Origin of the sequence: Kitasatospora sp. NPDC088351, from assembly GCF_040685575.1 — a bacterium.
Taxonomy (GTDB): domain Bacteria; phylum Actinomycetota; class Actinomycetes; order Streptomycetales; family Streptomycetaceae; genus Kitasatospora.
This window is the reverse complement of sequence record NZ_JBFBIL010000023.1, coordinates 1-24,946: the sequence shown is the minus strand read 5'-3', so window position 1 is coordinate 24,946 and position 24,946 is coordinate 1. Positions and strand designations below refer to the sequence as shown.

The following is a 24,946-nucleotide window of genomic DNA, read 5'->3' as shown; positions in this document are numbered from 1 at the left end:
CTTTGACTCGCCCATTGCCCGTTATTCGTAACGACCTCATATCGCCAAGGTCTCAACCGAATTCAGGGGCGGCCGGGCCGGCGACCGATCTGCGGCAAGTGTCGCTCTTGCCTCCGGCACATCTCCGGGCGGCTCCACCGAGGAGGTCACGGCCCGAACGACCCTGCCACCGCAGGGCCCGCCCCCGGAACCAGGCACGGGACGGCAGGGGAGGGCGGCCACGCGCCTCGCGATTCCCACCCGCACCGCGAAGGCCGCCGCCCGGCCGAATACCCACCGGGAGAACGACGTTGACGCACCACCTTCGCCCGGGCTCGCACCCGGAAGCCCTCACCCCCACCCGATTCCCCCGGTTGATTTGTCCACGCTTCGCCTGCCATGCATACGCCTGCGGAAGAAAGGATCACTTTGGGCCGCTCCTGCCACGGGCACGACAAATGCGGGCGAATTACGGGCGAAGAGCCGCCTGCCGGGCCCGGCCACCGCAGACCCCGCCCCGGGATCAGCTCCGAGGCGGAGCGGAGTCGGACACCGCCTCACGGGCAGGGCACTCCATTGAGGCGGCCCGCGACCATCACGCCCTCGCGCACGTCTCCCCCCACCCCATCGCACCGTGCTGCGCCAGACCTGGCTCAGGCGACTGTAGCCGAAGCGCAAAGTCAAGTGACAGACAGTCAGAAACGTTCACGCTCAAGATGTTTGCGGCAGAGACCGTCCACAGAACGGGCGGACTCGGAGGCCGGTCGATCGGGCCTCCGCCCCCTCCCCGCCCTTGGCTGTCAGAACGGGGCGGCGGTGCCGTCGGCTCGGCGGGAGGACGTGGTGCCGCCGGACGCGAGGACCGGAAGCGGCGCGATCCCCGGGCCGGCGGTGAGGCGGGCGAGGTGGTCGACGACATCCGTCAGCGAGCGGCGGCGGGCGAACACGGCCCGCTGCCGGTCGGCACCCGTGCCGCAGGTCAGCTGGCGGTGGAGGAGAATGCGGGCGAGTTCCAGGTCCCCTGCCCTCGCCAGGCCGGGAGCGGCCAGTTCGAGCACCTCGGCGACCAGCCCGGACACGGGTCGGCGGAGTCCGGTGGACGGGTCCGTACCGACGGCGGCGAGACCGCCGAGTGCGGCTCGCCGGTGGGCGTCCCGCAGAACCGCCGGGGCCATGCGCGGGGGTGGGGCACCGTCGCGGTGCGCGGCAAGGAGGACCTGGGCGAGGCCGCGCAGCAGGACGGCCAGCAGGAGCGGGACGCCCGCATCCGCGTTGGTGTCGGCGATCCGCACCTCCAGGGTCGGCAGGTGTTCCGACGGCCGGGCGTACCAGTAGACCATCTTCCGGTCGAGGATCACGCGGTGGGCGATCAGCCGCCGCACCGTCTCCTCGTACTCTCTCGGATCCAGGACCGGGGCGGGTCCGCAGGTCGGCCACGCCTCGTAGCGGCCGGCCCGGCTGCTCGCGGCGCCGCCGTCCCGGCCCTCGCAGAACGGCGAGTTGACACAGAGCGCCTGCAGGACCGGCAGCCAGGGGCGCAGGTGCGCGCTGAGCGCGAGGGCCTCGGACCGGCTGAGGTCACCGAGGTGGACGTGGCAGCCGCAGAGTTCGCCGCCCCGCTGGTCGGCGATCCGGCCCACGTGGTCGGCGACGCGCCGGTAGCGGTCCGTCGGCGTGAGCGGCAGCGGGTGGTGGCTGGGCAGCACGGCGGTACCGGAGGCCACCAGCAGGCACCCGGTGTCCTCCGCCGCGGCGGCCATCGCATGGCGTGCCGCCGCCAGTTCCCTGCACAGGTCGGCGGCCGTCACGACGGGGCGGGTGCACACCTCGACCTGGGTGGCCAGGAACTCGTGCTGGGCCCGGCCGCCCAGTGTTCGGGCGGCCCCCGGCACTACGCGGTGGGCTCGGGGAACGGTGAGCCGCGTGGCCGGATCGACCAGCAGGAACTCCTCCTCGACGCCGAACCTGAACACGCCGGGGCCGGTCACCGCCGCGCTCCCGTGCGGGAAGGATTCCCTGTCATGGTGCTCCGCTCCGGGCAAGGTGTTGTCATCCGGCGTGTTTCCCGAACGGGCAGCCGGAAACACACGCCCCTGCCGCGGAAGGGCGAGGGCCCGGGCGCGGCCGAGGCCGAGGCCGACGGTCAGCGCAGCAGGACAGCCAGCAGTTCCGCCAGCGTCGGGCCGCTGTCGGCGGGGTGGCGCAGCTGTTTGCCGTCGATGACGCGGTAGATGTTGGCGCGTCCGACGCGGTGGTGGCTGAGATAGCCCGCCGCTTCGAGGTCGGCGATGATCCGCTGGACCGCTCGCTCGGTCAGCAGGCAGCGGGCCGCGATGTCCCGCACCCTGATGCCCGGGTCCCGGGCGATCTGCACCAGGACGCGCGCGTGGTTGGTCAGAAACGTCCACTGACGCCCGACCGCCTGCTGCTCTTCCACCTCTTCAGGATAGGACGATCACGCTGAACAAGACATGAAGTGGAATTCGCGCATTCCTTGACACGAAATGCGCTACGAGGTCAACGGTGAGTGAGGGAGTTGCCCGGACGCGCGCCGGCAGGCCGCGGACCGTCGCGGCAGCCACGGCACGGCGCAGGTCGGCGTCCGAGGTGTAGGCGCCGCCGACCTGGGCAGCCGCCCGGCATGCTGTTGATCAGACCACCGGGCGTCTACCCGCCCCAGGGCGACACCGAGCTCCTGCTCTCCTGCCTGCGCCAGGAGTCGCTGGACGCCGCCAGCCGGGTGCTGGACCTCGGCACCGGGACCGGTGTGGTGGCCCTCGCCGCCGCCGGGTCCGGCGCGCGGGTCACCGCCGTGGACCTCTCCGCCCGGGCGGTGGCGACCGCCTGGCTGAACGCGAGGCTGAACCGCCGCAGGGTGCGCCTGCTCCGGGGCGACCTGGCGGCCCCGGTCGCCGGACAGCGCTTCGACCTGATCACCGCCAACCCGCCGTACGTCCCCACCTGCGAAGACGTGGCGCGGCCCCGCCCCAGGCGCACGCTGGCCTGGGACGCCGGGGCGGACGGGCGGCTGCTGCTGGACCGGATCTGCCGGGAGGCGCCGCAACTGCTGGCCAGGGGCGGGGTGTTACTGCTGGTGCAGTCCTCGCTGGCCGATGTCCCGGCGACACTGGCCACGCTGCGGTCGGCCGGGCTACGGGTGGCGGTGGCGACCCGTCGCAGGCAGCCTTTCGGGCCGGTGATGACGGCGCGCGCCGGACTGTTCGAGCGGCGGGGGCTGATCCGGCCCGGCGAGCGCGAGGAGGAACTGGTGGTGGTGCGCGGTGTCCGGGAGCGCTGACCGGGCCGCGACCCGGGTGACCGTCGTGCCGGGCGGGCCGCTGCTGGTCGAGGGCCCGGTGGAGGTTGTCCTGCCGGACGGGACGGTCCACGTCTCCGACCACCCGGTGGTGGCACTGTGCGCCTGCCGGCGCAGCCGTCGCTATCCGTTCTGCGACACCAGCCACCGGCGCCGCGCCCGGCCGGGGCGGGCTTCAGCCCCGGCCGTCGGGCAGGAATGAGCGAAGCGAGCTGCGGCCGGCCCGCCACTGGCCGAGCAGGTGGTCCGCGAACCGGCCGTCGACGACTTCGGCGGCCGCGATACCGAACGCGATATCGTCCTCCAACCCGGGCTCGGCGCTGATCAGTTCATCGATCACCCCACGCCGGACCAGTTGCTCGTGGACGGCGTCCGCCTCGACGTGCTCGCGGTAGAACAGCGTGCCGTCCGGCCCTGCGCCGAGGCGTTCCAGGGCTGCGGCCAGGCGGGCGGAGCCGGGCGAGGAGGTGATCTCGACAGTGGCGAAGTGTCCGACGGCGGCGCCGCGCAGCACGCGGTGCAGGCCGAACAGCGTCATCAGGTTGACCACCGCGAGCGCGGGCGCGGGGACGAGGCCGAGGTAGTGCCCGTACTCCGCGTCGAGGCCGAAGTCGGCCATCATCCGGGCGAACAGCAGTGAGTGGGCCCGGTCGGGCCGGCCTGCGCCGTACTCGTCGTACGCCACCGTCATCAGCACCGCCTGGGCGGGGCCGTGGATCCGCGGCAGCATCCACAGCTGCGGGTCGGCCTCTTTCAGGTGGTAGACCGAGCGGTGCACCAGATACTCGCGCGCGTGCCACCGCGCACCCTCGGCGAGCAGGAAGTGCGACGGCCCGGTCCCCTCGGCGGGCTCCGTCAGCAACCGTTCCAGGGCCTGGCGCAGCGGCCGGACGGGCTCCGCCCCGGCGCGCACGGCGGCGAGGAACGGCCGTTCCAATTCTCCTCTGAAGGAGAGCAGTTCGGGCTCCCACTCCCAGCCGGGGTGGACGCCGGGCAGGCCGCGGTCGTGGAGTTCGTAGCAGAGGTGGAGGGCGAGCTGGTGGTCCTCGCCCCACGGGTCGGTGCCCGGGACGGGCGGCACGAGGAGCCGGCCCGCGCCCGGCGGGCCGGAGGTCACCAGGCTCAGCACCGCCTCGGACAGCGGGCCGCGCGGGCCCGGGAGCCGGTTCACCGCCCGCTCCGGCGGCCCTCGGCGAAGGCGCACAGTACGGCGAACCCGACGCCCAGCGCCAGGGCCCAGCAGCCGGTGATCGCCCAGAACACGGCCGCCGGGGAGGTCCGCAGCCCGCCCATCAGCAGGCCCAGGGAGAGCAGGCCCAGCACCAGCACCGTACGGGGCCGTACGCCGCGCATCACCTCCCAGGCCCGGCTTCGCAACCCGAGGCCGAACCTGCGCAGCAGCGCGTCCGGCTCGCGGTCGCGGCGCGCCTCGGTCCCGCTTCCGAGCGGTGCCGTCTGGTCCTGCTGGTCCTGCTGATCCATCGTGCCCGCCTCCTCGCGGTCGCCGTTCTCGCCGCCGAGCGGCCCCCGGTCGCGCCCGGACCGACCCGGCCGGTCCACGGCGACGGCTCCGCCTCAGTCCTCCTGGCCGGGCCGGTCGGCCCAGCCGGGGGCCTCGCGGTCCTCCAGTTGCTCGCGCAGGCGGACCAGGGTGGCGGTGAGCAGCCGGGAGACGTGCATCTGGGAGACGCCGATCCGCTCGGCGATCTCGGACTGCGTCCAGCCGTCCCAGAAGCGGAGCTTGAGCACGGTCTGATCGCGGCGCGGCAGTCGGGCGAGCAGCGGGCGCACGGCGATGCGGAACTCGGCGAGCTCGATGCCCGGATCGCAGTCACCGAGCCGGTCCAGCAGGGCGCTGCCGGTTTCGTCGGCATCCTGGTCACGCAACGCGTCCAGCGAGTCGGGGTGGTAGACCCGGCCGGCGACCAGGCCCTCGATGACCTGGGCCTCCGTCAGGTCGAGGCCCTCGGCGATCTCGTCGGGGTGCGGGAGGCGGCCGAGATCCTGCTCCAGCAGGTCGGAGCCGCGGGCGACGGTCAGGTACAGCTCCTGCATGCTGCGCGGGACCCGGACCGGCCAGGAGGTGTCGCGGAAGAACCGCTTGATCGCGCCCGCGATTGTGGGGATGGCGTAGGTGACGAACTCGACGCCGCGCTGCGGGTCGTAGCCGTCGACGGCCTTGATCAGACCGATCGTACCGACCTGGAGGATGTCGTCCATGTCCTCGGCGCGGTACCGGAAGCGGGCGGCGATGAAACGCACCAGCGGCATGTTGAGTTCGATGATGGTGCCGCGCACGTAGCTGTACGCGCGCGTCTCGCGGCCGAGTCCGGCCAGGCGCTCGAACAGCGCGTCGCTGAGTTCGCGTGCCTCGGACTTGTCCATCGCACGCAGTTGCGCGTCGGTCGGACGCGGTGGCAGGTCGGGCGGGAGACCGGACGGCGGGGCGGCCGTCCGGTCGGTGGAGTGACCGGTTTCCAGTGTGGTGAACACGGTGGTTTTCTCCTGGGCATCGGGGCGAACGCCGCGAGCGGCTCGCGCTCAAGCGCGGCGGGCTGCTTTCCGGAGGACCTGTGCCCGTCTTCAAGCGACGGTCCCGGTGGCACCCGGCGGGGGTGCTGACGCGGCCGGCTGTGCGTCTGGGCCGCGTCATGGGTTTTTCTACCCGACACACGACATCCAATTCATGTTTTGGGTGGTTTGTTGCTTTTTCTCCGGGTATACGCGCTCGGGCAACAACCTCGGCCGAGAGAGGAGCGACCGCCATGCCGCGAGGATCCAGCCCCAAGCGGGAGCGCCAGTACGAGCACATCAAGGAGAGCGCGCTCGACCGGGGCGAGAGCGAGAAGCGGGCGAAGGAGATCGCCGCCCGGACGGTGAACAAGGAACGCGCCCGGCACGGCGAGTCGAAGACCGCGAGCCGCAGTTCCCTCCAGGACATGTCCTCCAGCCGCCGCGGTGGGCAGCGCTCGCACAAGGGGGCCCAGGGCCCGACCTACGAGCAGTTGTACAACGAGGCCAAGCACCGCGACATCAAGGGCCGTTCGAAGATGAACAAGCGCGAGCTGGCGCACGCGATGGGCCGTTGAGGAGGCCGTCGTGAAGACCGTCCCGGCCGTGATGACCATCCCGCCTCCCCCGGGCCCGGACACCGAGCCGATCCCCCGCCCCGACCCTGCGCCGAAGCCGGGCAAGGACCCCGACCCGGTTCCGCCGCCGATCCCGCCCTTCCCGAATCCCGGCCCCTTCCCGGGCCCCGATCCGGCACCGCCGCCCAGGCCACACCCCGGGCGGACCTGACCGCGCAGACCTGACCGCGCCGGCCTCCGGGGGCAGACCTGGCTGTACCGAGGGGGCAGACCTGGCAGTACCGAGCCCGAGGGTCAGCGGGTCTCAGCGGGTCAGCGCCGACGGGCGCCGTGGTCCATCGGGGACGGAACCTCCAGCCAGACCAGCTTCCCCTCGCCCTCGGGCAGACAGCCCCAGTCGCGCGCCAACCGGTCCACCACCCGCAGACCGTAGCCACCAGGACGACCGGGGTCGGCGAACGGGCGCAGCCGCGGCGGGACCGGGCTGGCGTCCGAAACCTCCACCCGCAGCCGCTCGCCGTCCCAGCTCAGCCGCAGTTCCCGAGGGCCGCCGGGCGCGTACAGGCACGCGTTGGTGACCAGCTCCGAGACCATCAGCAGGACGTCCCCCGCCACCGCCAGCTGCCCGGCGTCCGAGGTGGGCAGCCAATGCCAGGACACCAGGGACCGGCGGCTGAAGTCCCGGGAACGCTGCACCGCGCCTTCACCGCCGTCCAGCACGAGCCGCCTGGTCCGGTCGGAGCCCTTTGGCGCGGGGCCTTCCCCTGGGCGCTTCATGCCGGGCTCCTCACTCCACGTCGTCGGAGGTGCCCGGCGGCGGGTCTGCGGCCGTCGTGCGCCGGGCGGCGCGCCGGGTCGCGCGGACGACCGGGGCCGGGGAGATCGCCGTCCCGGGCAGGACCGGACTCACCACCTGCTCCTCGTCCACGCCCCGCGTTTGCCCGGCTCCGCGGCGGCTACACGGGCGCGGGCGCAGGAGAGACCGTCCTGCCCCCCGCACCGCCCCCACTCCGGACTGCCCGGCGACCACGTGGCGTGACCGGCCGTGGGCCTCGTGGTCCTGCCGGCCGCGGTCGCCACGCAGCCGTGGCCGCGACCGTTTCCGGCCCACCCGCCGGGGTAGCCGCACGGGACCGGACGAAACCCGGCCGACGTCAGGGAGGCCGCCCGTGCGAGTGAACGGCGTCAGAGCGGCCCGGCGACCCCGCCCGCCCGGCAGCCGCCGGACCAGGGTGAACCCGCCCCGGGTCCGTCCCCCGGCGTCCCGGGACCGCGTGCCCTCCGGGGACCGCGTGCCCTCCGGGCTGCGGACCGCCGCCGGGTACACCTGGCGGCTGGTCCTGCTGGGCGTGGCCGCCTATCTGGCCGTCTCCGTCCTCACCCAGCTCGAACTTCCGGTCATCGCCGTGTTCCTGGCGCTGGTCATCACCTCCGTCCTGCGGCCGCTCGTCGACCTGCTGGCGCGGACGCTGCCCCGCCCGCTCGCCGTCCTGCTGGCCGTCGTCTGCGCCCTCGTGGTCGTGGCCGGCGTTCTCACCCTGGTGGGGACGACCGTCGCCGGTGACTGGAGCCGGCTGGGCACCGAACTGCGCGGCGGCCTCGGCCGGATCGACCACTGGCTCACCGGTGCCCCCTTCCACCTGCGGCCCGGCACCGTCACCGGCCTGCGGGCCAAGATCGGCGAGTTCGTCGCCGCCCACCGCTCCGCGCTGCTCAGCACCGCGCTCAGCGGCGCGAGCCGGGCCGTCGAACTGCTCACCGGGCTGGCGCTCGCGGTGTTCTGCTCGGTGTTCTTCCTCCACTCCGGCGACCGGATGTGGTGCTGGGCGCAGCACCAGCTCCCCGCCCGGGCGCGTCCGGTGTGGGGCCGGGCGGGGCGCGCCGCGTGGCACACCTTCGCCGGTTACACCCGAGGGGTGCTGATCGTGGCGGCGACCAACGCGATGCTGGTCGGTATCGCCCTGGCCGTGCTGCGGGTGCCGCTCGTACTGCCGCTGACGGTGCTGGAGTTCGTCGCGGCGCTCGTCCCGCTGATCGGCTCCCCCATCGCGCTGGCCGTCGCCGCGCTGGTCGCCCTGGCCGCCCGTGGTCCGCTGGTCGCGCTGCTGGTGCTCGGGCTGATCGTGGTCATCGGCCAGATCGAGGGCCATCTGCTGCACCCGCTGGTCATGAGCTGGTCGGTCCGGATCCACCCGGTCGCGGTGGCCCTGTCCGTGACCGGCGGCGCCGTCCTGGCCGGCCTCCTGGGCGCGGTGGTGGCGGTGCCGGTGGTGTCGGTGGCCTGGGCGGTGATCGGCGAGCTCCGGGACCACGGGCCGCCGACCCGACCGGCGCCCTCGGGCTGATGGCGCTCCACGAAGTCGAGCGATTCGAGCGAACCACTGCCGGGCGCCGGCCCCACGACGGCCGGAGACGTACGCCCTCAGCGGGGGCCGGTCTTCGGAGGCCGCCAGGTGGCGAAAGTTCGGCCCGGTTTGTCCGCGTTTCGGATCAGCAGTCAAGGGAAGGCGCGGTCTTGGGGGTTCAGTGGGCTACAAGCGGAGGACCCAATGTCAACAGGAACCCTCATCATCATCGGTGTCGTCGTGGTCCTGCTGATCGTGTGCGCGCTGGTGGCGTGGTTCGTCACACGCCGCCGCCACTTGCGGGAGCGGTTCGGGCCGGAGTACGACCGGACCGCGGAGGCGAAGGACGGCCGTCTGGCGGCCGACCGCGAGCTGCGCGAACGCGAGGCACGCCACGACGCGCTGAACATCAAGCCGCTGCCACCGGGCGTCCGGGAGCGGTACGCCGAGGACTGGGCCCGGGTGCAGGAACGGTTCGTCGATCGGCCCGACGACGCGGTGCACGAGGCGGACCGGCTCGTCACCACGCTCATGAGCGAACGCGGATACCCGACCGAGGGGTACGAACAGCAGCTCAAGGACCTCTCCGTCGAACACGGGAACGTGCTGACGCACTTCCGGTCCGCCCACGAGGTCAACGACCGCAGCAGCCGCCACCAGGCGACCACGGAAGAGCTGCGGGGCGCGATGGTGCACTACCGCACCCTGTTCGAGGAACTGCTCCACAACGGCGACCGGCCGCGGGACAGCCGTACGTGAGCCCTGGACCGGCGAGTTGAGCCGGCAGGGCGCACCCGTCGGCGGCCGCAGCCGACCGTAACTGCCGAAACGGAAGTGAAGAGATGCGCAGCCAAGAGACACCCGAGCCGGGCGAGGGCGGCCTGTCCACGCAGGACCTGGCCGGCGCCCGACAGGACACCGACGAACAGAGCGGTACTTCCTGGGCGGATTCGCCACCGGCGTTCCCCGGGGAAGCCACCGCCACCGAGCGGGAGGGCCGCGGGCAGGAGTCCACCGCCGAAGACCGGGAGAAAGAAGACCGGGAGAAAGGTGACGCCCAGGCATCCGAGCCCGCCGAAGACCAGGAAGCCGCCGACGAGAACGAACCCCTGTTGGGGGCGGAGCAGGAGGAGTTCCGCTCACGGTGGCAGAAGATCCAGAGCGATTTCGTCGACGACCCGCGCAACGCCGTACACGCGGCCGACACACTGGTCGCCGAAGCGATGCAGGCACTCGCCACCACCTTCGCCGCACACAAGCAGGACCTCGAAGGCCAATGGCACCGCGGCGACGAGGTGCCGACCGAAGAACTGCGCATCGCACTCCGGCGCTACCGCTCGTTCTTCAACCGCCTGCTCAGCACCTGAGCAACGCGGCAGAAGACACACGCCCCGTGGCCCCTGGAGAAGACCAGATCGTCGTTGGCCGGGGTCGCGGGGTCGTGCCGGTCGTAGCGCAGGTGACGACCTGTCAGTGCGGCCATCGGATCGGCGGCGGACATGCTGGACGTGGGGCGGCGCGCCAGGGTGTCCGATACGCCGGGCCGCGGCCGCGCGGGAATACAGGCCGAGCGCCGCCGCGGCCGGACGGTCAGTGCTTGAAGGCGTCCTTGATCTTGGCGCCTGCCTGTTTGATGTTGCCCTTGATCTGGTCGCCGCGGCCCTCTGCCTCGAGCTTGCGGTCACCGGTCGCGCGACCGGCGGTCTTCTTCGCGCCGCCCTTGACCGCTTCGGCCTTGTGGGCGGCCTTCTTCCCGATAGCCATGGCTGGTTGCCTTTCGTGAGTTATGGCCCCGATCGCGGGCCCGCCACTCCTTCCACGATAACGCCGGGGGTCTCCTGGGTCGCCCTGACGCACGGGTACGTCGGGCCTGAAGGTCGACTTCCCGGCGTGAAGAACGATCAGGGTGGGCAACAAGCGGCCTGGCGCCCCGAACTACCTTTTGGCTGCCAAGACTTGTCCGGGCGACCAGGCGACTGCTTCACGCCGTGCCGTTGTCGTGGAGAAGGCCTGTCAGCGAACGGCGCTGTGTCGTCATCGGCGCCGCCCCGTCATCGGTGACAGAGGCGATCGCGCTCACCAATGGTGCGGGGCGGATCCCGAGGCCGTGTCCTGATGCTGTTCCCCGACCGCTACCCGGGCCAGGTTGCCGAGCAACCGGCGGTTGCGCAGGTGGAGCAGCAGTTCGCTGGCCGGTCCCTGGAGCCGCGCGCCGGCACCGGTCAGGGGGTGCTCGTCGAGGAGGACCAGGGTGTTGTCTCCCCAGGGGATGAGGGTGAGGGCGATGCGGGCGGCGCCGAACGGGTCGGCCTTCGCCTCGAGTTCCAGGCGGGTGCCGGGCTCGCAGATCCTCACCACGGTCATGTCGTGGATGTTGAACGGTCCGAGGCCGGCCTGGTAGCGCAGGACGGCACCGACAGCGGGCCAGCGCGGGTCGACGTGGCCGATGTGCTGGGTGCCGACGACCCACTGGGCGTAGCTGTGGCCGTCCGCCAGGACGGCCCACACCTGCTGCGGTGGGCACTCGATGAATTGCTGGCGCCGTGCCATGCGGTTCCTCCTCCGTGTTCCCCGCCACGCGGTCTGCTGCCCGGCGGGGCCGGTGCGGTGATCGTCAGATGTGTTTCTCGCGTGGGCCCGACAGCAGCCGTTGGGTGGCGGCCAGGCCGGGTGAGAGGATGCGGCCGGCCAGAAGCCGGTGCGAGCGCAGGGCCGCGCGGGCGGCGTTGGCTCCGCAAGCGCCGTGGACGCCGCCGCCCGGGTGCGCGGAGGAGGAAGCCAGGTAGAGCCCGGTGACGGGTGTCTCGGGCCGGCCGGTGCCCGGCACGGGGCGGAAGACGAGTTGCTGGTGCAGGGCGGTGGTGCCGCCGTTGATGGCACCGCCGACCAGGCTGGGATTGAGGGACTGCAGGATCGGCGGGGTGAGGATGCGCCGGGCGACGATCCTGTCCTTGAAGCCCGGCGCGAAGCGTTCCACCTGGTCCTCGACGCGCTCCGCCATGGCGTGTGCCTCGCGGGTGTCCCAGCGTCCGGTGATGGCGTCGGGGCCCAGATCGTCCTTGATCTTCTGCGGGACGTGGGTGTAGGCCCAGGCCGATTCGGTTCCGGCCGGGGAGCGGGCGGGGTCAGCGGTGGTCATCTGCCCCAGGAGGGCGAACGGGCGGCGCGGGAGCCGCCCGGTGGTCAGCTGCAGGGCGTAGTCGCTGAGCTCGTCCAGGTCGGCGCCCAGGTGCACGGTTCCCGCGTCCGCCGCCGCTGGTGCGGCCCAGGGGATCGCGCCGTCCAGAGCCCAGTCGACCTTGAGGGTGGAGAAATCCCACTGGAAGCGGCGCAGGTCCTCCGCCGTCCGGGGCGGCAGGTGCTCCCACCCCACGAGTGAACCGTAGAGGGCGGGGGCGGGCACGTCCGCGAGGACCGCGCGATGGGCCCGGTACGCCCGGCCGTCGACGGTACGCACTCCCAGCGCGCGGCCGCCGCGCACGATCACCTCCACGACCGGGGCCCCGCAGTGCACCCTGCCGCCCAGGGACTCCAGGCGGCGCACCAGCGCGCCCGTCAGGGCGGAGGCGCCGCCCACCGGGACGGGCCAGCCGACCTGCTGTCCGAGCATCGCCATCAGCCAGCCGAAGGCCGCGCTGCCGACGCCCTCGGGCAGCATGTCGGCGTGCAGCGCGCACCCGGCGAGCAGCAGACCGGCACCCGGTTGGGTGAACTCCTCCTGCGCCAGGCGGCGCACCGGCAGGGTCAGGAAGCGCAACGCCCGCAGACCGCCCGCCGCCCGTATCCGGGCCGCCGTCGCCGCACCGGCCTTGACCGGCGGAAAAGGAGTGAAGAGCGTCCGCAGGAGGTGGGGGTCCAGCTCGTCCCACAGCTGCGAGAGCCGCTGCCACGCCCCGGCGTCCGCCCCGCCGAACGTGCTCTCCAGGCCTGCGCAGGTCGCGGCGGCGCCCCGGTGCAGCGTGGCGCAGCGCCCGTCGGGCAGGGGGTGGGCCAGGACGGTGGGTGCGTGGCTCCAGCGCAGACCGTGCTTCTCCAGGTCCAGTCCTCCGATGGCGGGCGAGGCCATGGCGAGCGGATAGAAGGAGCTGAACACGTCGTGGACATAGCCGGGGTGGACGCCCCGGTCGCTACGGACCGCCCCGCCGGGCTCCGCCTGGCCTTCCAGGACATCGACCTGCCAGCCGGCGTCCGCCAGGACGTTGGCGGCCACCAGCCCGTTGGGGCCCGCGCCGATCACGATGGCATCGGACATGAGTCTCCTCGCGCTGCCGGGCTCCCCAGGACAAGACGCTACCCGCGCCAGTGCGGCGCGGCCCGCCGGAGGATCCGGGGCAACGCCCGGTGACACACGCTGCCGATCAGGCCTCCTCCTCCATTACGGCGCCGGCGGCGTCGCGCTGCCGTACTCCTCCAGCACGTCGAGCACCTCCGGCAGTGCCAGTTCCATGGCCTCGCTGCCCGGGCCTGTGGCCCACGCGTACCGGAACCCGCCGTCGTGCCAGAAGACCACCCGCACCGTCCGCTCGAACAGCGACATCATCAGACTCTCGTCCGCCTCCCGCGTGACGTTCCACCCGAACATACGGGCCGTGGCGTCCAGGTAGAACGCGTCGTGACTCAAGGGGATGTCGCGGTCGGCCATGGTCTCGATGCTCGCCGCCCCGCCGCGGGCTCGCCACCCGACAGCGGGCGAGGGCTGATCCACCGATCGGGCGCAGTCCCGGCCCTGCCGTGTGCGCACCGCGCCCCGCCAGGCACCCGTGCAACCCACTCCGCTCACCCGTCCCTGGTCGGGTAGATTCTGCGGACAGCTGATCAGCACAGAAAGCGGCCGTGCGCCGCGCGTTCGACACGGGGGCAGTGGGTGCGGACCGCACATGGGGAGGGCCGGCGCCAGGAGGCTCTGCTGGAATGCTGGCGGGCCGTCGAGCTGTTCAGCCCGCCGACCATCCCGGCGGCGAGCCGGCGCCGCGCGGGCCGGGCCGGCACCGCGGACAAGCACGTCGTGGATCTGACGCCGACGGCGGGCCAGGCGCTGCCGCCGCTGCCGTGGGCGCCGGACCATCCGGTGACGGCCGCGGACCGGGCGCCGTACGGGAAGGTGTGGCGCCACGAGGTGTACGGCGGGGTCTTCGACCTGGAGCTGTTGCGCCAGGCGATGATCGCGGTGCTGCCCGAGGGCACCGACCCGGATCCGGGGGTGCCGCAGGAGGAGCTGGTGCTGTCCGGTCAGAGCGCGATGTTCGCGCTCGTCCTGGACGACCAGGGGCGCCCGATCGAGGACACGTCCGTGGTCTCCGCGTGCGGCTGGGCGGCGGGGCGGCTGTTCGACCCGGGCCCGTCCGTTCCCGGGTGGCTGGACGGCTTCGAGGAACTGAGCGAGGCGTTCGCCGTGGCGGTCGGCGAGCTGACCGCTGCCGCGGTCCCGTACGCCACTTCCCCCCGATCGCCCGGATCCACGGTCCGGGAAGCGGTCCGGCGGCCCGATGGGACGGCGGCACCGGAACCCGTGGCCGGTGCTCGCGGCTGGCAGCAGCTGCTCGCCGAAATTCTGGGCGGCGCCGCGGTGGCCGCGGTCGGCGCGCTGTTCGGCGAGATCGCCGGCGTCGCGTTGCAGGGCGCGACGGAGCCCCTGGTACGTCGCGCCGCCGACTGGGCTGCGGCCCGCCACTCCGCTCGCGGCACCGTGGAGGAGGGCCGCGCGGCCGAAGCCGACAGCGGCCCGGACGCCGCCTCCGAGGCATCGCCCACCGACCCGGCGGACGTGGCTGCGGTGCCCGGCCGCGAGGCCGATGCCGGTCCGCGCCCGGTCGCGTTCGCCGACCTGGTGGCCCTGACCGCGCAGATCGCCGACCTGTGCGGTGTCCAGGAGCACCTGCGGCCGAGGGTCGTCCGGGTGCGCAGCCTGCTGGTTCACCGCCCGCGCGATCCGAGGACCAAGGTCACCGCCGCCCAGCCGTTCCTCAACAGCCTGCTTCCGCCGGACCTCGCCCGGGTGCGCGCGGCCGCCGGCGAGGGCCTCGGCCCGGCCCTGGACGCCTACCTGACCGAGCACGGCGCCATCGACACCGGCGCGAGGACGGATGTCCGGCAGGACCGCGAGGTCGTCCTGGCCGGTGTCGCTCCGGACCTGGTGCCGGCCGGCCGGTGGCCGGCACCGGCGCGGTTCCCCCTCGCGCTGAGCCAGCAGTTCGCGGTCGACCGCATGCTGGCCGACCGGGCGGGCACCGACGGCGGGCTGTTCTCGGTCAACGGCCCGCCGGGAACGGGCAAGACGACGATGCTGCGCGATCTGGTCGCCGCACTCGTGGTCGAACGGGCCGCGGCGATGGCCGACTTCGACCGGCCCGCACAGGCGTTCACCGGCCGCCCGTGGCAGGGCAAGGACCGCCAGGGCGCTCACGCGCGCTTCGTCTCCGGGCTCGACCCGCGGCTGACCGGCTTCGAGATCGTGGTCACCTCGTCCAACAACGGCGCGGTGGAGAACATCACCGCCGAACTCCCCGGCCTCGACGCGCTCGACGAACACTGGCACGACGACCCGGACCACTTTGCCGACCTCGCCTCCGCGCTCCTCGGGGGCGCGCCCGCGTGGGGGCTCGTCGCGGCCGTACTCGGCAACAAGGCCAACCGCAGGGAGTTCGGGGAGCGCTTCTGGTGGGGGCGGCTGCCCGAGAAGGAGGCCGACGCCCGCACCGCCGCGGGGCTCCCCGCGCTGCGCGGCATGCAGGCCCTCCTGAGTGACTGGATCCCGCCCCGCACCCCGGCCCCGGCCCGCGGCCGGGCCGAGGGCTCCGCCGGCCCGAGCACCGCCCCACCGGCCGGTCCGGCCCGGCCGGTGCCGTCCTGGACGCAGGCCGTCGCCGACTTCCGCGCCGCGCAGGCCGAGGTCGAGCGCCTGCGCGAGCAACGCCGCCGACTGGCCGCCAGGTTGGAGGGCGTCGAGTCACCGCGGGCCGGACAGCGGATCGAGACACTGCGAGCCGACATCCACCGCGCCGACGAGCGGGCGGTCGCCGCCGCGGCCCGCCTCGACACCGCCACCGCGGCGACCGCCACCGCCCAGGCCGCCACCCGGGCAGCCGAGACGGCACACCGGCTGGCCGGCGAAGGCGTTCCCCAGGCCCGCCGGCAGCTGGCCACCGCCCGCGCGGACCTGTCGGCCGCCCGCGAACTGGCCGCACACCACCGGCAGTACGTGGACGCGCTGACCGCCCGTCACGAGGCGCCCCCGACCACCGAACGGGGCGTGCGCGGCGGACTGCGCCGCCTGCTGCAGACCTCCGCCGACCGGCAGGCCGCCGAACAGCACCGCGACCGCACCCAGGCCGAGATCCTGCACCTGCTCGTCCAGCAGCGCACCGACCTGGACAGCGCCATGGCGCAGGTCGCCGCCGCCGTACGCACCGAGGCCCTGGCCGCCGACCTCCACGCCCGCAGCGGCGGCGCGGTGGCCGAGGCCGCCTCCGCCGTCGCCGCCGCCCAGGCCCGCGAGGACGCGGCCCGCGCCGAGGAGGACGCGGCCGACGACGCACTCCGGCGCGCCCGGCACGCGACGGCCACCGCCCGACGCGACCTCGACTCCGCCGTCGCCGAACTCGACGCCCTCCACCACCAGTTGCGGGAGGCCGCCAGCACGCTGCCCGCCCTGCCGCTCGGCTGGCTCCACCTCGACGAGCGCGACCAGGAACTCGGCTCACCCTGGTCCGACGAGGCCTGGTCCACCGCCCGCAGCGACCTGTTCCTGCGCGCCCTCGACCTGCACCGCGCCCTCGTCGCGGGCACCGCCAAGAAGGTCCGCGGCAACCTCCAGGTCCTGATGGAGCTGATGGCCGGCACCAACGGCCCCGTCCCCGACGAGGAGGTCCAGCACGCCTGGCAGACCCTCTTCCTCCTCGTGCCGGTGGTCTCCACCACCTTCTCCTCCATCGGCAGCATGTTCGCCCGCCTCGGACAGGGCTCGGTCGGCTGGGTCCTCGTCGACGAGGCCGGCCAGGCCACCCCGCAGGCCGCCGTCGGCGCCCTGTGGCGGGCCCGCCGCGCCGTCCTGGTCGGCGACCCTCTCCAGCTCGAACCCGTCGTCACCATGCCCACCAGCCTCCAGCGCCGCCTGCTGCGCGCCTACGGAGTGGACGAGGAGTGGCTGCCCTCCGCCACCTCCGCGCAAGCCGTCGCCGACCGTGTCAACCGCTACGGCACCTACCTGCCCTCCCCCGGCGGTGACGACGAGTACGTCTGGGTCGGCTCGCCCCTGCGTGTCCACCGCCGCTGCGAAGAACCGATGTTCACCGTCAGCAACGAGGTCGCGTACGGCGGCCTCATGGTCTACGGCACCCACCCCAGGCCCTTCCCCGACACCGCCCGCGACGGCCTGCTGCCCAGCCGCTGGCTCAACACCGACGACCCCAACCGCCCACCCGACGCTCCCTGGGGCGAACGCGACCGCCGCGCCTTCACCTTCGTCCTCGACCGCCTCCACCAGCACGGCGTCGACCTCGAACGCCTGCGCATCATCGCCCCGTTCCGCGCCCTCGTCGACGAGTGCAGGAAGATCTGCCGCGAGCGCACCGGCTGGTCCCCTGATCTCCTCGACGAACGCTGCGCCACCGTCCACAAGGCCCAGGGCAAGGAGGCCGACGTGGTCATCCTCGTACTCGGCGGAGGCCGGCCCGGCGCCCGCGCGTGGGCCGCCGGCACCCCGCACCTGCTCAACGTCGCCGCCAGCCGCGCCAAGCGCCGCCTCTACGTCATCGGCGAACGAAGCCTCTGGGCCCCGCTCCCCCACTTCGACGTCCTGGCCGCCGAGGCCGAGGAGTTCGACCACCGCCGCGACCGCGACGCGTGGCCGCAGGGGGAAGCGGAGCCGGCGTGCTCCTGAGCGCCGCCGTCCTGCCCGCCGGATCCGCCTCCTCCTCACCACCGACCCCGACCCCCGTGCGAAGGAGACCAGTCGATGACCGCCACCACCGCCCGTCCGGCCCGGCCCGAGGACGCCGACGAACTGCTGCGCCTGCGCGTCGCCGTCCTGGACGGCGCCCAGCCCACCGACGAGTGGCGCTCGACCTTCCGTGACGACATGCGCGCCCGCCTCGGCAGCGACCCGAACCTGCTCGCCTACGTCGTCCCCACCGACGGCGGGCTCGCGGCGTGCGCCATCGGCATCATCTACCGCGGCTACCTCGGCCCGGCCTTTCCCACCGGCCGCTGGGGCCGGATCCACACGGTGGCCACGGACCCCGCGCACCGGCGGCGCGGCCACGCCCGCGCCGTCACCACCGCCCTGGTCGAGGCGCTCCAGGACGCCGGCTGCGGCTCGATCGAGCTGCGCGCCACCGAGGCCGGCGCCCCGCTCTACCGCGACCTCGGCTTCGGGCCCGTGGACGGCTACATGACGCTGCGTCCCGGCCCTGACGGGTGGGTGCGCTGACCAGACAGTCGGGACCCGGGTCTGCGAGGAGTGCGGATCCGAGGTCGAGACGGTGCCGTACTTCACCGCCCCGCCAGGAGACGCGGCCACGTTCTTCGAAGACCGACCCGTTCAGCACCACGAGCACACTGCCCTTGGCGGCCCTACCCAGCGGTGTGAACCTCGGCCTACCATCGGTTGTCGCAACGGCTGGATATCTGTAGGGCAAGGAAGTCAGTGACCCCCTTCGTCTGCACTTCCGCTGCCTGCGAGTGGCCCGTACCGCTCGGTCAGGTCCTCTGCCGTGTGTCTTCTCTATTCGAGGGCTGACGCTCGTTCGTCCAGTTCCTCGACGCCGGGGACGTCACGCAGCCGGTACAGGCGGGCTCGCATGTCGTGGATGGCGTCCCGCACCTTGATGGAGCGGATGCCGTCCGCGCAGTCGAGGAAGTCGTTCCAGGAGGCGAGGGCGCCGTCCACGTCGTCCTGGCGGAGCCGGACGGTGCCGAGGTCGGCCAGGACGATGGCGCGGGTGCGCCGACGGTCGAGGCCGTGGATGTCGAGCGCGTGGTGCAGGTGGTCCTGTGCGCTCGTGAAGTCACCGAGCTGAGCCAGGATCATGCCGGCCTCGTGGGCCCACCGGCCGATGCTGTAGTGCGAGGCCCACGAGTCGCCGGGGGCGCCGGTGGCGCGTTCGATGGACGTCTGCGAGGTGGTGAGGGATCGGGTGGCGGTCGGCCGGTCGCCGTCCAGGGCTGCGGCGTTGGCCAAGGTGGCCTGGTAGTACGCCACCGCGCGGGGGTCGTCCAGGTTCTTGGCCTGGTTGACGCAGTCCTCGGCCATCCGCACGGCGGTCGCGCGGAAGCCGAGGTCGATGGCCTGGACTGCCAGGCCACGCAGGGCGGTGGCGGCGAGTTCGGCGTCGCCGGCCTCGGAGGCCAGCCGGAAGGAGTGCGCGTAGTACTGCTGGGCGGCGTCCTGGTTGCCCTCGTCCTGGGCCATCCAGCCGGCCAGGTGGACGAGTTGGGCGGTCACGGCGAACAATTCGCGGCCGACGGCTTCGGTCCACGTGCCGTCCAGCCACTTGGAGACGTCCTCGTGGAGGTAGCGGACGGCGAGGTGGCGGGCGTGTCCGCCGCCGAGTTCGGCCGCCGCGTCGCCGAGGGACTTGGTCATCTGGCGGACGGCCGCGACTTCGCCCCGGCCGACCTGGACTTTCCCTCCGGCCTTCAGGCGGACACGGCGGAGAAGGCTCTCCGGATCGGGCAGCCCCAGGGCCGCTAGCGCGTACGCACTGGAGGCGGCCACGAATCCCCGGCGATCCACCACGTCCCTCCGGCTCAGCTCGATGACGGAATCCACGGTATCGCCCGACACCGGATCTTCCGGACCGGTTGGCGAACTGCCGCCCGGATCTGGTGGCCGCAGGTCCAGAACCTCGATCAGGTACGGCAGCCAGTACTTCGGGACACGTCCACCGAGTTCCCACCGCGACACCTGATCACGCCCCGGACCAGCGGCCCCCTTGCCCTCGGCCTTACCGAGTTCCCGGCCGAGCCGGGGCTGCGACCAGCCCTTCTTCTTCCTGGCATCTCTGATCAGCGTCCCGATCGGTGCGGTATCCGCTGACACGGCACCCCTCTCCCCGGCCGACAGTGGCCGACAACTGGCCGACGACTGGCCTACACCCTGGCAGCTTCTGCTGCTGCGTGCACGGCCGTTGACTGAGAGTCAGCCGCTCGCGGTCGGCGAGGACGTTCATTCCCCTCCCCGAACCGCCCACGCGCACGGGCTCGACCGGCCCGTGCGGCGGCCCGAGCCCTACCCCATCGAGGTTCAGGAGGCACGCCGTGCGCATCCTCGTCGACGGACTGGACATGTCGGGCAAGACCACCCTGGTCACCACTCTGATCAAGACCCTCGAAGCCCGGGAAGTCACCGCGGTGCGGCATCGCGGGATGCTCGCCGAGCACCACCCCGTCGAGCCGCTGCTCAAGCGGCTCCCCTTGGTCCGGCAGGCCGAGAGCAGTGCCATCACGGCTGCGTTCCTGGTCGGAGGGTACGCGCTCGACGGGCTCCTGGTCCGCGTCGACCCGCCCCGGCCTGCCGACGCCGTGATCATCCAGGACGGCTACGCGGACCGAACCATCGCCTTCGGCCTGGCGGGCGGCCCCTACCTCACGGCCACGCTCGCGCTGTGGGCCAGCAGGGTGTTCGCCACGTTCGACGTGGCCGTGTACCTGCCCCGCCGCCCCGCAAGTTCCACCTGATCTACCGGATCCACGTCACCCCCGAGGTCCGTGCCCAGCTCGCCACCCAGGAGTTCGACGAACTCCCCGACGGCAGCCACGAGGTCGGCACCATCGAGTGGCACGACTACCGCAAGGTGGACGGCCTGCCGCTCTTCCCGCCGATCGGCAAGCAGATCGCCGAACTCGACAGCCCCACCGCCCCGGTGCACAGGTTCGAACTGGAGCCGATCACGGACCAGAACTACACCTGGATCTGACCCCGGGCACCCCTCAGCATCCGGCGCCGACCGCGAACCCCAGGGGGTTCACTCTTTCGAGTGAACCCCCTGGGAAGCGTTCGACCAGGACTCGACCGGCCAGGACTGACGGAACGTCGTCCAGGAACGCCTGAAAGCGACTTGGATGAATCGCCGGGCGTGCGTTCACATGATGACGATGCGCCCCCAGCGCTGTCCCTACACACGGTTACCACGCCGACGCTTGGAGCGCGCCGATTGCTCACGCAACACCGACAGAACGAGTGCCCATCGGGCGTGGAATCGCGCGTCCCCACAGGGCCCAGTGCTCATCGAGGCGCGGACCCCACATCCGACCGGCACCACCACAGCACCGACACCGCACCGGACCAACCGCGTGAACCATCCCACCACGACCAGGGCAGCAGCAGCCGGTGAAGCCCCCCTTGCCGCTCCGCCGACCGTTCCCGGCGCACCGATGATGGAGATTCGCATGCCGCCACTGCCCTCGCTGCTCGCCGTGGTCGGGCACCCGGACGACGAGTCGCTCCTCGTCGGCGGGGTGCTCGCCCAGCACGCCGCTTCCGGAGCACGGACAGCGGTCGTCACCGTCACCTGGGCGCCGGGCACCCACCGCGCCGCCGAACTCGCCGAGGCCCTCCGGATCCTGGGCGCGGGCGAGCCGCGGATGCTCGGCTACGCCGACCACCGTGCCCCGGACTCCGCCCCCGGGCGGCCGCGGCTGTGCGAGGCACCTCTCGATCGCGTGGTGGAGGACATCGTGCGCCACATCCGCGAGGTGAGGCCCGAGATCGTGCTCACCCACGACGCCTACGGGCAGCTGACAGGCCATCCGGACCACCGGCAGACCCACCGCGCCACCCTGCTGGCCGCGGCCGCCGCAGGGCTCGAACACCTCTACCCGGGTGCCGGGGCGCCCTGGCGGCCCGGCTCCGTGCACATGGCCACCCATCCCCACTCGGCGGTCGCGGACCTCGGCCCCCTGCTGACGCGGGTCGGCAAGTCCGTGCTCAGCGTCCCGGACGCCCTGGCCGACGTGACACGCGACGTCCGCCCCTGGATGGGGCAGAAGTGGGCCGCGATCACGGCACACCGGAGCCAGGTCGACGGCGAGCGTCCTCTTCCCGGCGTCCTGTCCCGCCTGCCCGACGACGTCAGGCACCGAATCCTCGCGACCGAGCACTTCATCCGCCTGTCGACCTGACCACGGGATCCCCGGCCCGGGCGGCTCGCTCGCGGAAGGCCGGGGCCGGGCACCGAAGCGAATTGACCTGACGTCAAAATTGCCATTCTGTCACATGCTTGCTTACACCCTCTTTAAACTTCCGTTAAGAAGGCGGATCACCGCCGCTCTATGGACTCCTTCACGAGGTCGGGGCACCAGCCCCTTCTCCACGATGAGAGCAGGAATGACACCTAGAAGTGAACAGACGAACGGCGCCGCGCACGGACCGGGCCGGCGGTGGTCGGGTCTGCCCGGCCGCCGCACCATAGCCCGCTCCGCGGCCCTCGCCGTGGGAATCGCCAGTTGCTCACTGGCGGTCGCACCGGCGGCGTATCCGCAGGCGGACGACGGATCGGTGACGGTCCGGGTGGTGCGGGCCGTGGACGCGACCGGCGTGTGGAGCCCGGCCCTGGAACCGGGCATCGGCGGCGTCACGGTGACACTCACCAACGACGACGGCGTCGGGATCACCGGGGTGACGGCCGCCGACGGCACGCTCACCCTGGCACCCGGTACGGCCCGGACGGCCAGCGGCAAGTACCGGGTCCAGGTCGTGAACCCGAAGCCGGGCGTGCTGTTCCCGGCGTTCGCGTCGCGGCAGGGCCTGGACGGCGCGCCGAACCAGCTGAGCAGCAACGAGGAGTTCGTCGACCTCGGCGGCGGCAAGCACGTGGCGTACACCACGGGGCTGTGGAGCCCCGGCGACTACTGCCAGAAGAACGCGCCGCTGGTCACGGCGTGCCAGCCCGCGAGCAATGAACCGCAGTCCCAGCGAACGCTGGTGACGTTCCCGTACAACGCGCGCGGACTCAACACGGACACGACCGACCTGGCCACGAACGCCGAGACCGGCACCCTCTACGGAATCGGGTGGAGCAAGCCCGGGAAGCGGCTGTTCAGCTCGGCGCTGGCCAAGCGGGACACGACGTACGGCCCCGGCGGCGCCGGCGCGATCTACGTCACCGACATGACGAACAAGACCACGTCGCTGTTCACCACCGTCCCGGACTCCGGAGCGTCGGCGCACGGCGCCGGCACCGCCGACGACGCCTTCCTCTCCGCGACGGGCAAGGAGAGCCTGGGCGACCTGGAGATCTCCGAGGACGGCCGCGACCTCTTCGTCGTCAACCTCAACAACCGCAAGCTGTACCACTACAACGCCACCCTGCCGACCGCGGCGGCTCCCGAGTCCGTCCACGCCATCCCGGACCCGGGCTGTCCCGCGCCGGGTGACTGGCGTCCGTTCGGCCTGGGCCTGCAGGACGGCGTCGGCTACGTCGGCGGTGTCTGTTCGGGCGAGTCGACCGGGAAGGTCTCGGATCTGCGCGCGGTGGTCCTGCCCTTCGACCCGGCGACGGGGACCTTCGGCAAGGCGGTGCTGGAGCAGCCCCTGGACTACCCGCGCCTGTCCACGCTCGGTGGGGCCGGTCCCTGTTCCGGGTCGGGCTGGTTCCCCTGGACGGACACGTACCCCACCCAGCAGAACGGCCAGGCGTGCGGCGGGTCCATGTCCAACCCCGAGCCGGAGCTGGCCGATATCGCCTTCGAGACCGACGGCTCCATGCTGCTGGCGTTCCGCGACCGGTTCGCCGACCAGTCGACGGCGTATGCGCGGCCCGGGGACACCTCGACCTACCGGGTGATCGTGGCCGGCGGCGACCTGAACAAGGCGTGCCTGGCCGGCGGCGTGTACGTGATGGACACGAACACCGGCTGCGGGCTGACGCCGCGCGGCACCAGGTTCTTCAACGTGTCCAGCATGGGGGGTATCCACGCGAACTCGGCCTACGCCGGCCTGGCGCTGTCGAAGGTGGAGGACTACATCGCGACCTCCGGTGTGGACCCCAATGACACGGCGTACGGCGCCGGCACGATGTTCACCAAGCGCGACGGAACGCGGGAGCGCGGTTCCGGCCTGCGCCTGAACCCGGGCAACGCCGCCTTCGGGAAGGGCGCCTCGATGGGCGACCTGGAGGTGCTCTGCGACCAGGCACCGTTGCAGATCGGCAACCGGGTCTGGTACGACCCCGAGCGCAAGGGCGTCCAGAGCCCGGGCCAGCGCCCGGTCCCCGGTGCCACCGTCAACCTCTACGACGAGTCGGGGAAACTCGTCGGCACGACGAAGACAACACCGCGCGGTGAGTACTACTTCGACGACTCGAACGTGCCCGGCGGTCTGAAGCCGAAGACGAAGTACACCATCCGGCTCGACAACCCGGCCGACTACGCCAAGGACGGCCCGCTGTACCAGTGGGTGCCCACCGACGCGGACGTCGGCGACAACCACTTCGTCGACTCCAAGGGCATCGTCCCGGCCGGCGGGAAGTTCCCGGAACGGGCGCTGACCACCGGCGGACCGGGCGAGAACGACCACACCTTCGACTTCGGGTTCCGTCAGCAGGAAGGTGCGCTGCGCCTGGTCAAGAACGACCAGGACGGCAAACCGCTGTCCGGAGCGAAATTCGCGCTGTGGAAGGAGACGAACGGCACCGACGGCTTGCAGACCACCGGGACGAAGCCCGACACGCCGGTCGGTGAGCCCTGCACGACCGGGGCCGACGGCATCTGCCAGTTCATGGTCGTACCGGGAACGTACTACTGGCAGGAGGTCAGCCCGCCCGAGGGCTACGCCGCTCCGGACGAACCGGTCCTCGGCCCGCTGGTGCTGAACGCCGGGAACCTCGACGCCGGACTCTCCACGACCGCGGTCAACCGGCTGCTGGCCACCCCCACACCCACCCCGTCGGCAACGCCGACACCCACACCGGCGCCGCCGACGCCGGACACGCCCAGCGCACCGGCCGCGCCGAACCCGCCGAACGTGCCTGCCGCACCGGGCGCCGTGCCCGGCTCGCCCCTGGCGAGCACCGGCACGGGCCAGCTCATGCCGATGGCCCTGGCCGCCGCGATGTTGACGGCTCTCGGCGGGGCGCTGCTCGTGCTGGTCCGCAGGCGCAGGGCCCAGCACCGGTAGCATCCGGGCTCGGTGGCCGGCGCCCGGTGCGCCGGCTGCCGGCAGGAGTGGATCGGGCGGGGGGGGGGGCGCGGGGGGGGCGGACCCCGCCCCCCCGGGGGGC

24 protein-coding genes are annotated in these 24,946 nt (G+C 72.7%); 12 read left to right on the top strand and 12 right to left on the bottom strand.

Going from position 1 to position 24,946, the window contains the following annotated elements; all coding sequences use genetic code 11:
* Positions 1 to 779: 779 nt before the first annotated feature.
* On the bottom strand, positions 780 to 1,967 hold the full coding sequence (locus AB0P06_RS18155) for a YbdK family carboxylate-amine ligase (RefSeq protein ID WP_363608369.1): 1,188 nt from the start codon (positions 1,965 to 1,967) through the stop codon (positions 780 to 782).
* 155 nt (positions 1,968 to 2,122) lie between these two features.
* Positions 2,123 to 2,416 (bottom strand): helix-turn-helix domain-containing protein, encoded by a 294-nt coding sequence (locus tag AB0P06_RS18150; RefSeq protein ID WP_363608367.1) that lies wholly within the window; start codon positions 2,414 to 2,416, stop codon positions 2,123 to 2,125.
* Positions 2,417 to 2,620: 204 nt separating this feature from the next.
* On the opposite strand from AB0P06_RS18150, the gene AB0P06_RS18145 reads away from it, so the two are divergent.
* Complete coding sequence (locus tag AB0P06_RS18145) at positions 2,621 to 3,277, top strand: HemK2/MTQ2 family protein methyltransferase (RefSeq protein WP_363608365.1); 657 nt, start codon at positions 2,621 to 2,623, stop codon at positions 3,275 to 3,277.
* Between the two features lie 16 nt (positions 3,278 to 3,293).
* Complete coding sequence (locus AB0P06_RS18140) at positions 3,294 to 3,497, top strand: CDGSH iron-sulfur domain-containing protein (protein WP_363608501.1); 204 nt, start codon at positions 3,294 to 3,296, stop codon at positions 3,495 to 3,497.
* Here the strand turns inward: AB0P06_RS18140 and AB0P06_RS18135 are convergent.
* The 3 genes from AB0P06_RS18135 to AB0P06_RS18125 form a co-directional block, all read right to left on the bottom strand.
* The gene (locus AB0P06_RS18135; RefSeq protein WP_363608363.1) at positions 3,471 to 4,466 is read right to left on the bottom strand and encodes an iron-containing redox enzyme family protein; all 996 of its coding nucleotides are present in this window, start codon (positions 4,464 to 4,466) and stop codon (positions 3,471 to 3,473) included. The two genes, AB0P06_RS18140 and AB0P06_RS18135, sit on opposite strands and share 27 nt — an antisense overlap.
* Positions 4,463 to 4,777, bottom strand: coding sequence for a hypothetical protein (locus AB0P06_RS18130; protein WP_363608362.1), 315 nt, complete (start codon positions 4,775 to 4,777; stop codon positions 4,463 to 4,465). Before AB0P06_RS18130 ends, AB0P06_RS18135 begins: the two co-directional genes overlap by 4 nt.
* 93 nt (positions 4,778 to 4,870) lie before the next feature.
* Complete coding sequence (locus AB0P06_RS18125; RefSeq protein WP_363608360.1) at positions 4,871 to 5,788, bottom strand: SigB/SigF/SigG family RNA polymerase sigma factor; 918 nt, start codon at positions 5,786 to 5,788, stop codon at positions 4,871 to 4,873.
* Positions 5,789 to 6,060: 272 nt separating this feature from the next.
* Between AB0P06_RS18125 and AB0P06_RS18120 the strand changes: the two genes are divergently transcribed.
* Positions 6,061 to 6,384: a plasmid stabilization protein gene (locus AB0P06_RS18120; RefSeq protein WP_363608358.1), complete on the top strand. Its 324-nt coding sequence runs from the start codon at positions 6,061 to 6,063 to the stop codon at positions 6,382 to 6,384.
* A gap of 312 nt (positions 6,385 to 6,696) precedes the next feature.
* On the opposite strand, the gene AB0P06_RS18115 is transcribed toward AB0P06_RS18120, so the two are convergent.
* Complete coding sequence (locus tag AB0P06_RS18115) at positions 6,697 to 7,161, bottom strand: ATP-binding protein (RefSeq protein WP_363608356.1); 465 nt, start codon at positions 7,159 to 7,161, stop codon at positions 6,697 to 6,699.
* A gap of 10 nt (positions 7,162 to 7,171) precedes the next feature.
* Positions 7,172 to 7,312 (bottom strand): hypothetical protein, encoded by a 141-nt coding sequence (locus AB0P06_RS18110; protein WP_363608355.1) that lies wholly within the window; start codon positions 7,310 to 7,312, stop codon positions 7,172 to 7,174.
* 364 nt (positions 7,313 to 7,676) lie between these two features.
* On the opposite strand from AB0P06_RS18110, the gene AB0P06_RS18105 reads away from it, so the two are divergent.
* From AB0P06_RS18105 to AB0P06_RS18095, 3 genes are all read left to right on the top strand, one after another.
* The gene (locus AB0P06_RS18105; protein ID WP_363608353.1) at positions 7,677 to 8,729 is read left to right on the top strand and encodes an AI-2E family transporter; all 1,053 of its coding nucleotides are present in this window, start codon (positions 7,677 to 7,679) and stop codon (positions 8,727 to 8,729) included.
* A 204-nt stretch (positions 8,730 to 8,933) separates the two neighbouring features.
* Positions 8,934 to 9,488, top strand: coding sequence for a hypothetical protein (locus AB0P06_RS18100; protein WP_363608351.1), 555 nt, complete (start codon positions 8,934 to 8,936; stop codon positions 9,486 to 9,488).
* 83 nt (positions 9,489 to 9,571) lie between these two features.
* Positions 9,572 to 10,096, top strand: a complete 525-nt coding sequence (locus tag AB0P06_RS18095) for a hypothetical protein (protein ID WP_363608349.1) — start codon at positions 9,572 to 9,574, stop codon at positions 10,094 to 10,096.
* 223 nt (positions 10,097 to 10,319) lie between these two features.
* Here the strand turns inward: AB0P06_RS18095 and AB0P06_RS18090 are convergent, their stop codons facing one another.
* The 4 genes from AB0P06_RS18090 to AB0P06_RS18075 all read right to left on the bottom strand — a co-directional run bounded on the left by AB0P06_RS18090 (position 10,320) and on the right by AB0P06_RS18075 (position 13,371).
* Positions 10,320 to 10,493: a CsbD family protein gene (locus AB0P06_RS18090; protein WP_363608347.1), complete on the bottom strand. Its 174-nt coding sequence runs from the start codon at positions 10,491 to 10,493 to the stop codon at positions 10,320 to 10,322.
* A 312-nt stretch (positions 10,494 to 10,805) separates the two neighbouring features.
* Positions 10,806 to 11,279, bottom strand: a complete 474-nt coding sequence (locus AB0P06_RS18085) for an SRPBCC family protein (protein ID WP_363608345.1) — start codon at positions 11,277 to 11,279, stop codon at positions 10,806 to 10,808.
* A 64-nt stretch (positions 11,280 to 11,343) separates the two neighbouring features.
* Positions 11,344 to 12,981, bottom strand: coding sequence for an NAD(P)/FAD-dependent oxidoreductase (locus AB0P06_RS18080; RefSeq protein ID WP_363608343.1), 1,638 nt, complete (start codon positions 12,979 to 12,981; stop codon positions 11,344 to 11,346).
* A gap of 123 nt (positions 12,982 to 13,104) precedes the next feature.
* On the bottom strand, positions 13,105 to 13,371 hold the full coding sequence (locus tag AB0P06_RS18075) for a hypothetical protein (protein ID WP_363608341.1): 267 nt from the start codon (positions 13,369 to 13,371) through the stop codon (positions 13,105 to 13,107).
* A 222-nt stretch (positions 13,372 to 13,593) separates the two neighbouring features.
* Between AB0P06_RS18075 and AB0P06_RS18070 the strand changes: the two genes are divergently transcribed.
* The gene (locus tag AB0P06_RS18070) at positions 13,594 to 17,607 is read left to right on the top strand and encodes an ATP-binding protein (protein WP_363608339.1); all 4,014 of its coding nucleotides are present in this window, start codon (positions 13,594 to 13,596) and stop codon (positions 17,605 to 17,607) included.
* Between the two features lie 75 nt (positions 17,608 to 17,682).
* Positions 17,683 to 18,156, top strand: coding sequence for a GNAT family N-acetyltransferase (locus AB0P06_RS18065; protein ID WP_363608337.1), 474 nt, complete (start codon positions 17,683 to 17,685; stop codon positions 18,154 to 18,156).
* Positions 18,157 to 18,450: 294 nt separating this feature from the next.
* On the opposite strand, the gene AB0P06_RS18060 is transcribed toward AB0P06_RS18065, so the two are convergent.
* Positions 18,451 to 19,443, bottom strand: a complete 993-nt coding sequence (locus tag AB0P06_RS18060) for a tetratricopeptide repeat protein (RefSeq protein ID WP_363608335.1) — start codon at positions 19,441 to 19,443, stop codon at positions 18,451 to 18,453.
* Positions 19,444 to 19,985: 542 nt separating this feature from the next.
* Here AB0P06_RS18060 and AB0P06_RS18055 point away from each other — a divergent pair.
* The 4 genes from AB0P06_RS18055 (at position 19,986) to AB0P06_RS18040 (ending at position 24,843) form a co-directional block, all read left to right on the top strand.
* Positions 19,986 to 20,405 (top strand): hypothetical protein, encoded by a 420-nt coding sequence (locus AB0P06_RS18055; protein WP_363608333.1) that lies wholly within the window; start codon positions 19,986 to 19,988, stop codon positions 20,403 to 20,405.
* Positions 20,333 to 20,644 (top strand): hypothetical protein, encoded by a 312-nt coding sequence (locus AB0P06_RS18050; RefSeq protein WP_363608331.1) that lies wholly within the window; start codon positions 20,333 to 20,335, stop codon positions 20,642 to 20,644. The genes AB0P06_RS18055 and AB0P06_RS18050 overlap by 73 nt, the downstream gene beginning before the upstream one ends.
* 472 nt (positions 20,645 to 21,116) lie before the next feature.
* The gene (locus tag AB0P06_RS18045; protein WP_363608329.1) at positions 21,117 to 21,848 is read left to right on the top strand and encodes a PIG-L deacetylase family protein; all 732 of its coding nucleotides are present in this window, start codon (positions 21,117 to 21,119) and stop codon (positions 21,846 to 21,848) included.
* A gap of 205 nt (positions 21,849 to 22,053) precedes the next feature.
* Positions 22,054 to 24,843, top strand: a complete 2,790-nt coding sequence (locus AB0P06_RS18040; RefSeq protein ID WP_363608328.1) for an SdrD B-like domain-containing protein — start codon at positions 22,054 to 22,056, stop codon at positions 24,841 to 24,843.
* Positions 24,844 to 24,946 lie beyond the last annotated feature (103 nt).

Coding starts and splice junctions, on each gene's coding strand:
- AB0P06_RS18100 (WP_363608351.1), top strand. CDS start 8,934: ATGTCAACAGGAACCCTCATCATCATCGGTGTCGTCGTGGTCCTGCTG.
- AB0P06_RS18075 (WP_363608341.1), bottom strand. CDS start 13,371: ATGGCCGACCGCGACATCCCCTTGAGTCACGACGCGTTCTACCTGGAC.
- AB0P06_RS18085 (WP_363608345.1), bottom strand. CDS start 11,279: ATGGCACGGCGCCAGCAATTCATCGAGTGCCCACCGCAGCAGGTGTGG.
- AB0P06_RS18045 (WP_363608329.1), top strand. CDS start 21,117: ATGCCGCCACTGCCCTCGCTGCTCGCCGTGGTCGGGCACCCGGACGAC.
- AB0P06_RS18080 (WP_363608343.1), bottom strand. CDS start 12,981: ATGTCCGATGCCATCGTGATCGGCGCGGGCCCCAACGGGCTGGTGGCC.
- AB0P06_RS18120 (WP_363608358.1), top strand. CDS start 6,061: ATGCCGCGAGGATCCAGCCCCAAGCGGGAGCGCCAGTACGAGCACATC.
- AB0P06_RS18130 (WP_363608362.1), bottom strand. CDS start 4,777: ATGGATCAGCAGGACCAGCAGGACCAGACGGCACCGCTCGGAAGCGGG.
- AB0P06_RS18065 (WP_363608337.1), top strand. CDS start 17,683: ATGACCGCCACCACCGCCCGTCCGGCCCGGCCCGAGGACGCCGACGAA.
- AB0P06_RS18115 (WP_363608356.1), bottom strand. CDS start 7,161: ATGAAGCGCCCAGGGGAAGGCCCCGCGCCAAAGGGCTCCGACCGGACC.
- AB0P06_RS18095 (WP_363608349.1), top strand. CDS start 9,572: ATGCGCAGCCAAGAGACACCCGAGCCGGGCGAGGGCGGCCTGTCCACG.
- AB0P06_RS18145 (WP_363608365.1), top strand. CDS start 2,621: ATGCTGTTGATCAGACCACCGGGCGTCTACCCGCCCCAGGGCGACACC.
- AB0P06_RS18090 (WP_363608347.1), bottom strand. CDS start 10,493: ATGGCTATCGGGAAGAAGGCCGCCCACAAGGCCGAAGCGGTCAAGGGC.
- AB0P06_RS18040 (WP_363608328.1), top strand. CDS start 22,054: ATGACACCTAGAAGTGAACAGACGAACGGCGCCGCGCACGGACCGGGC.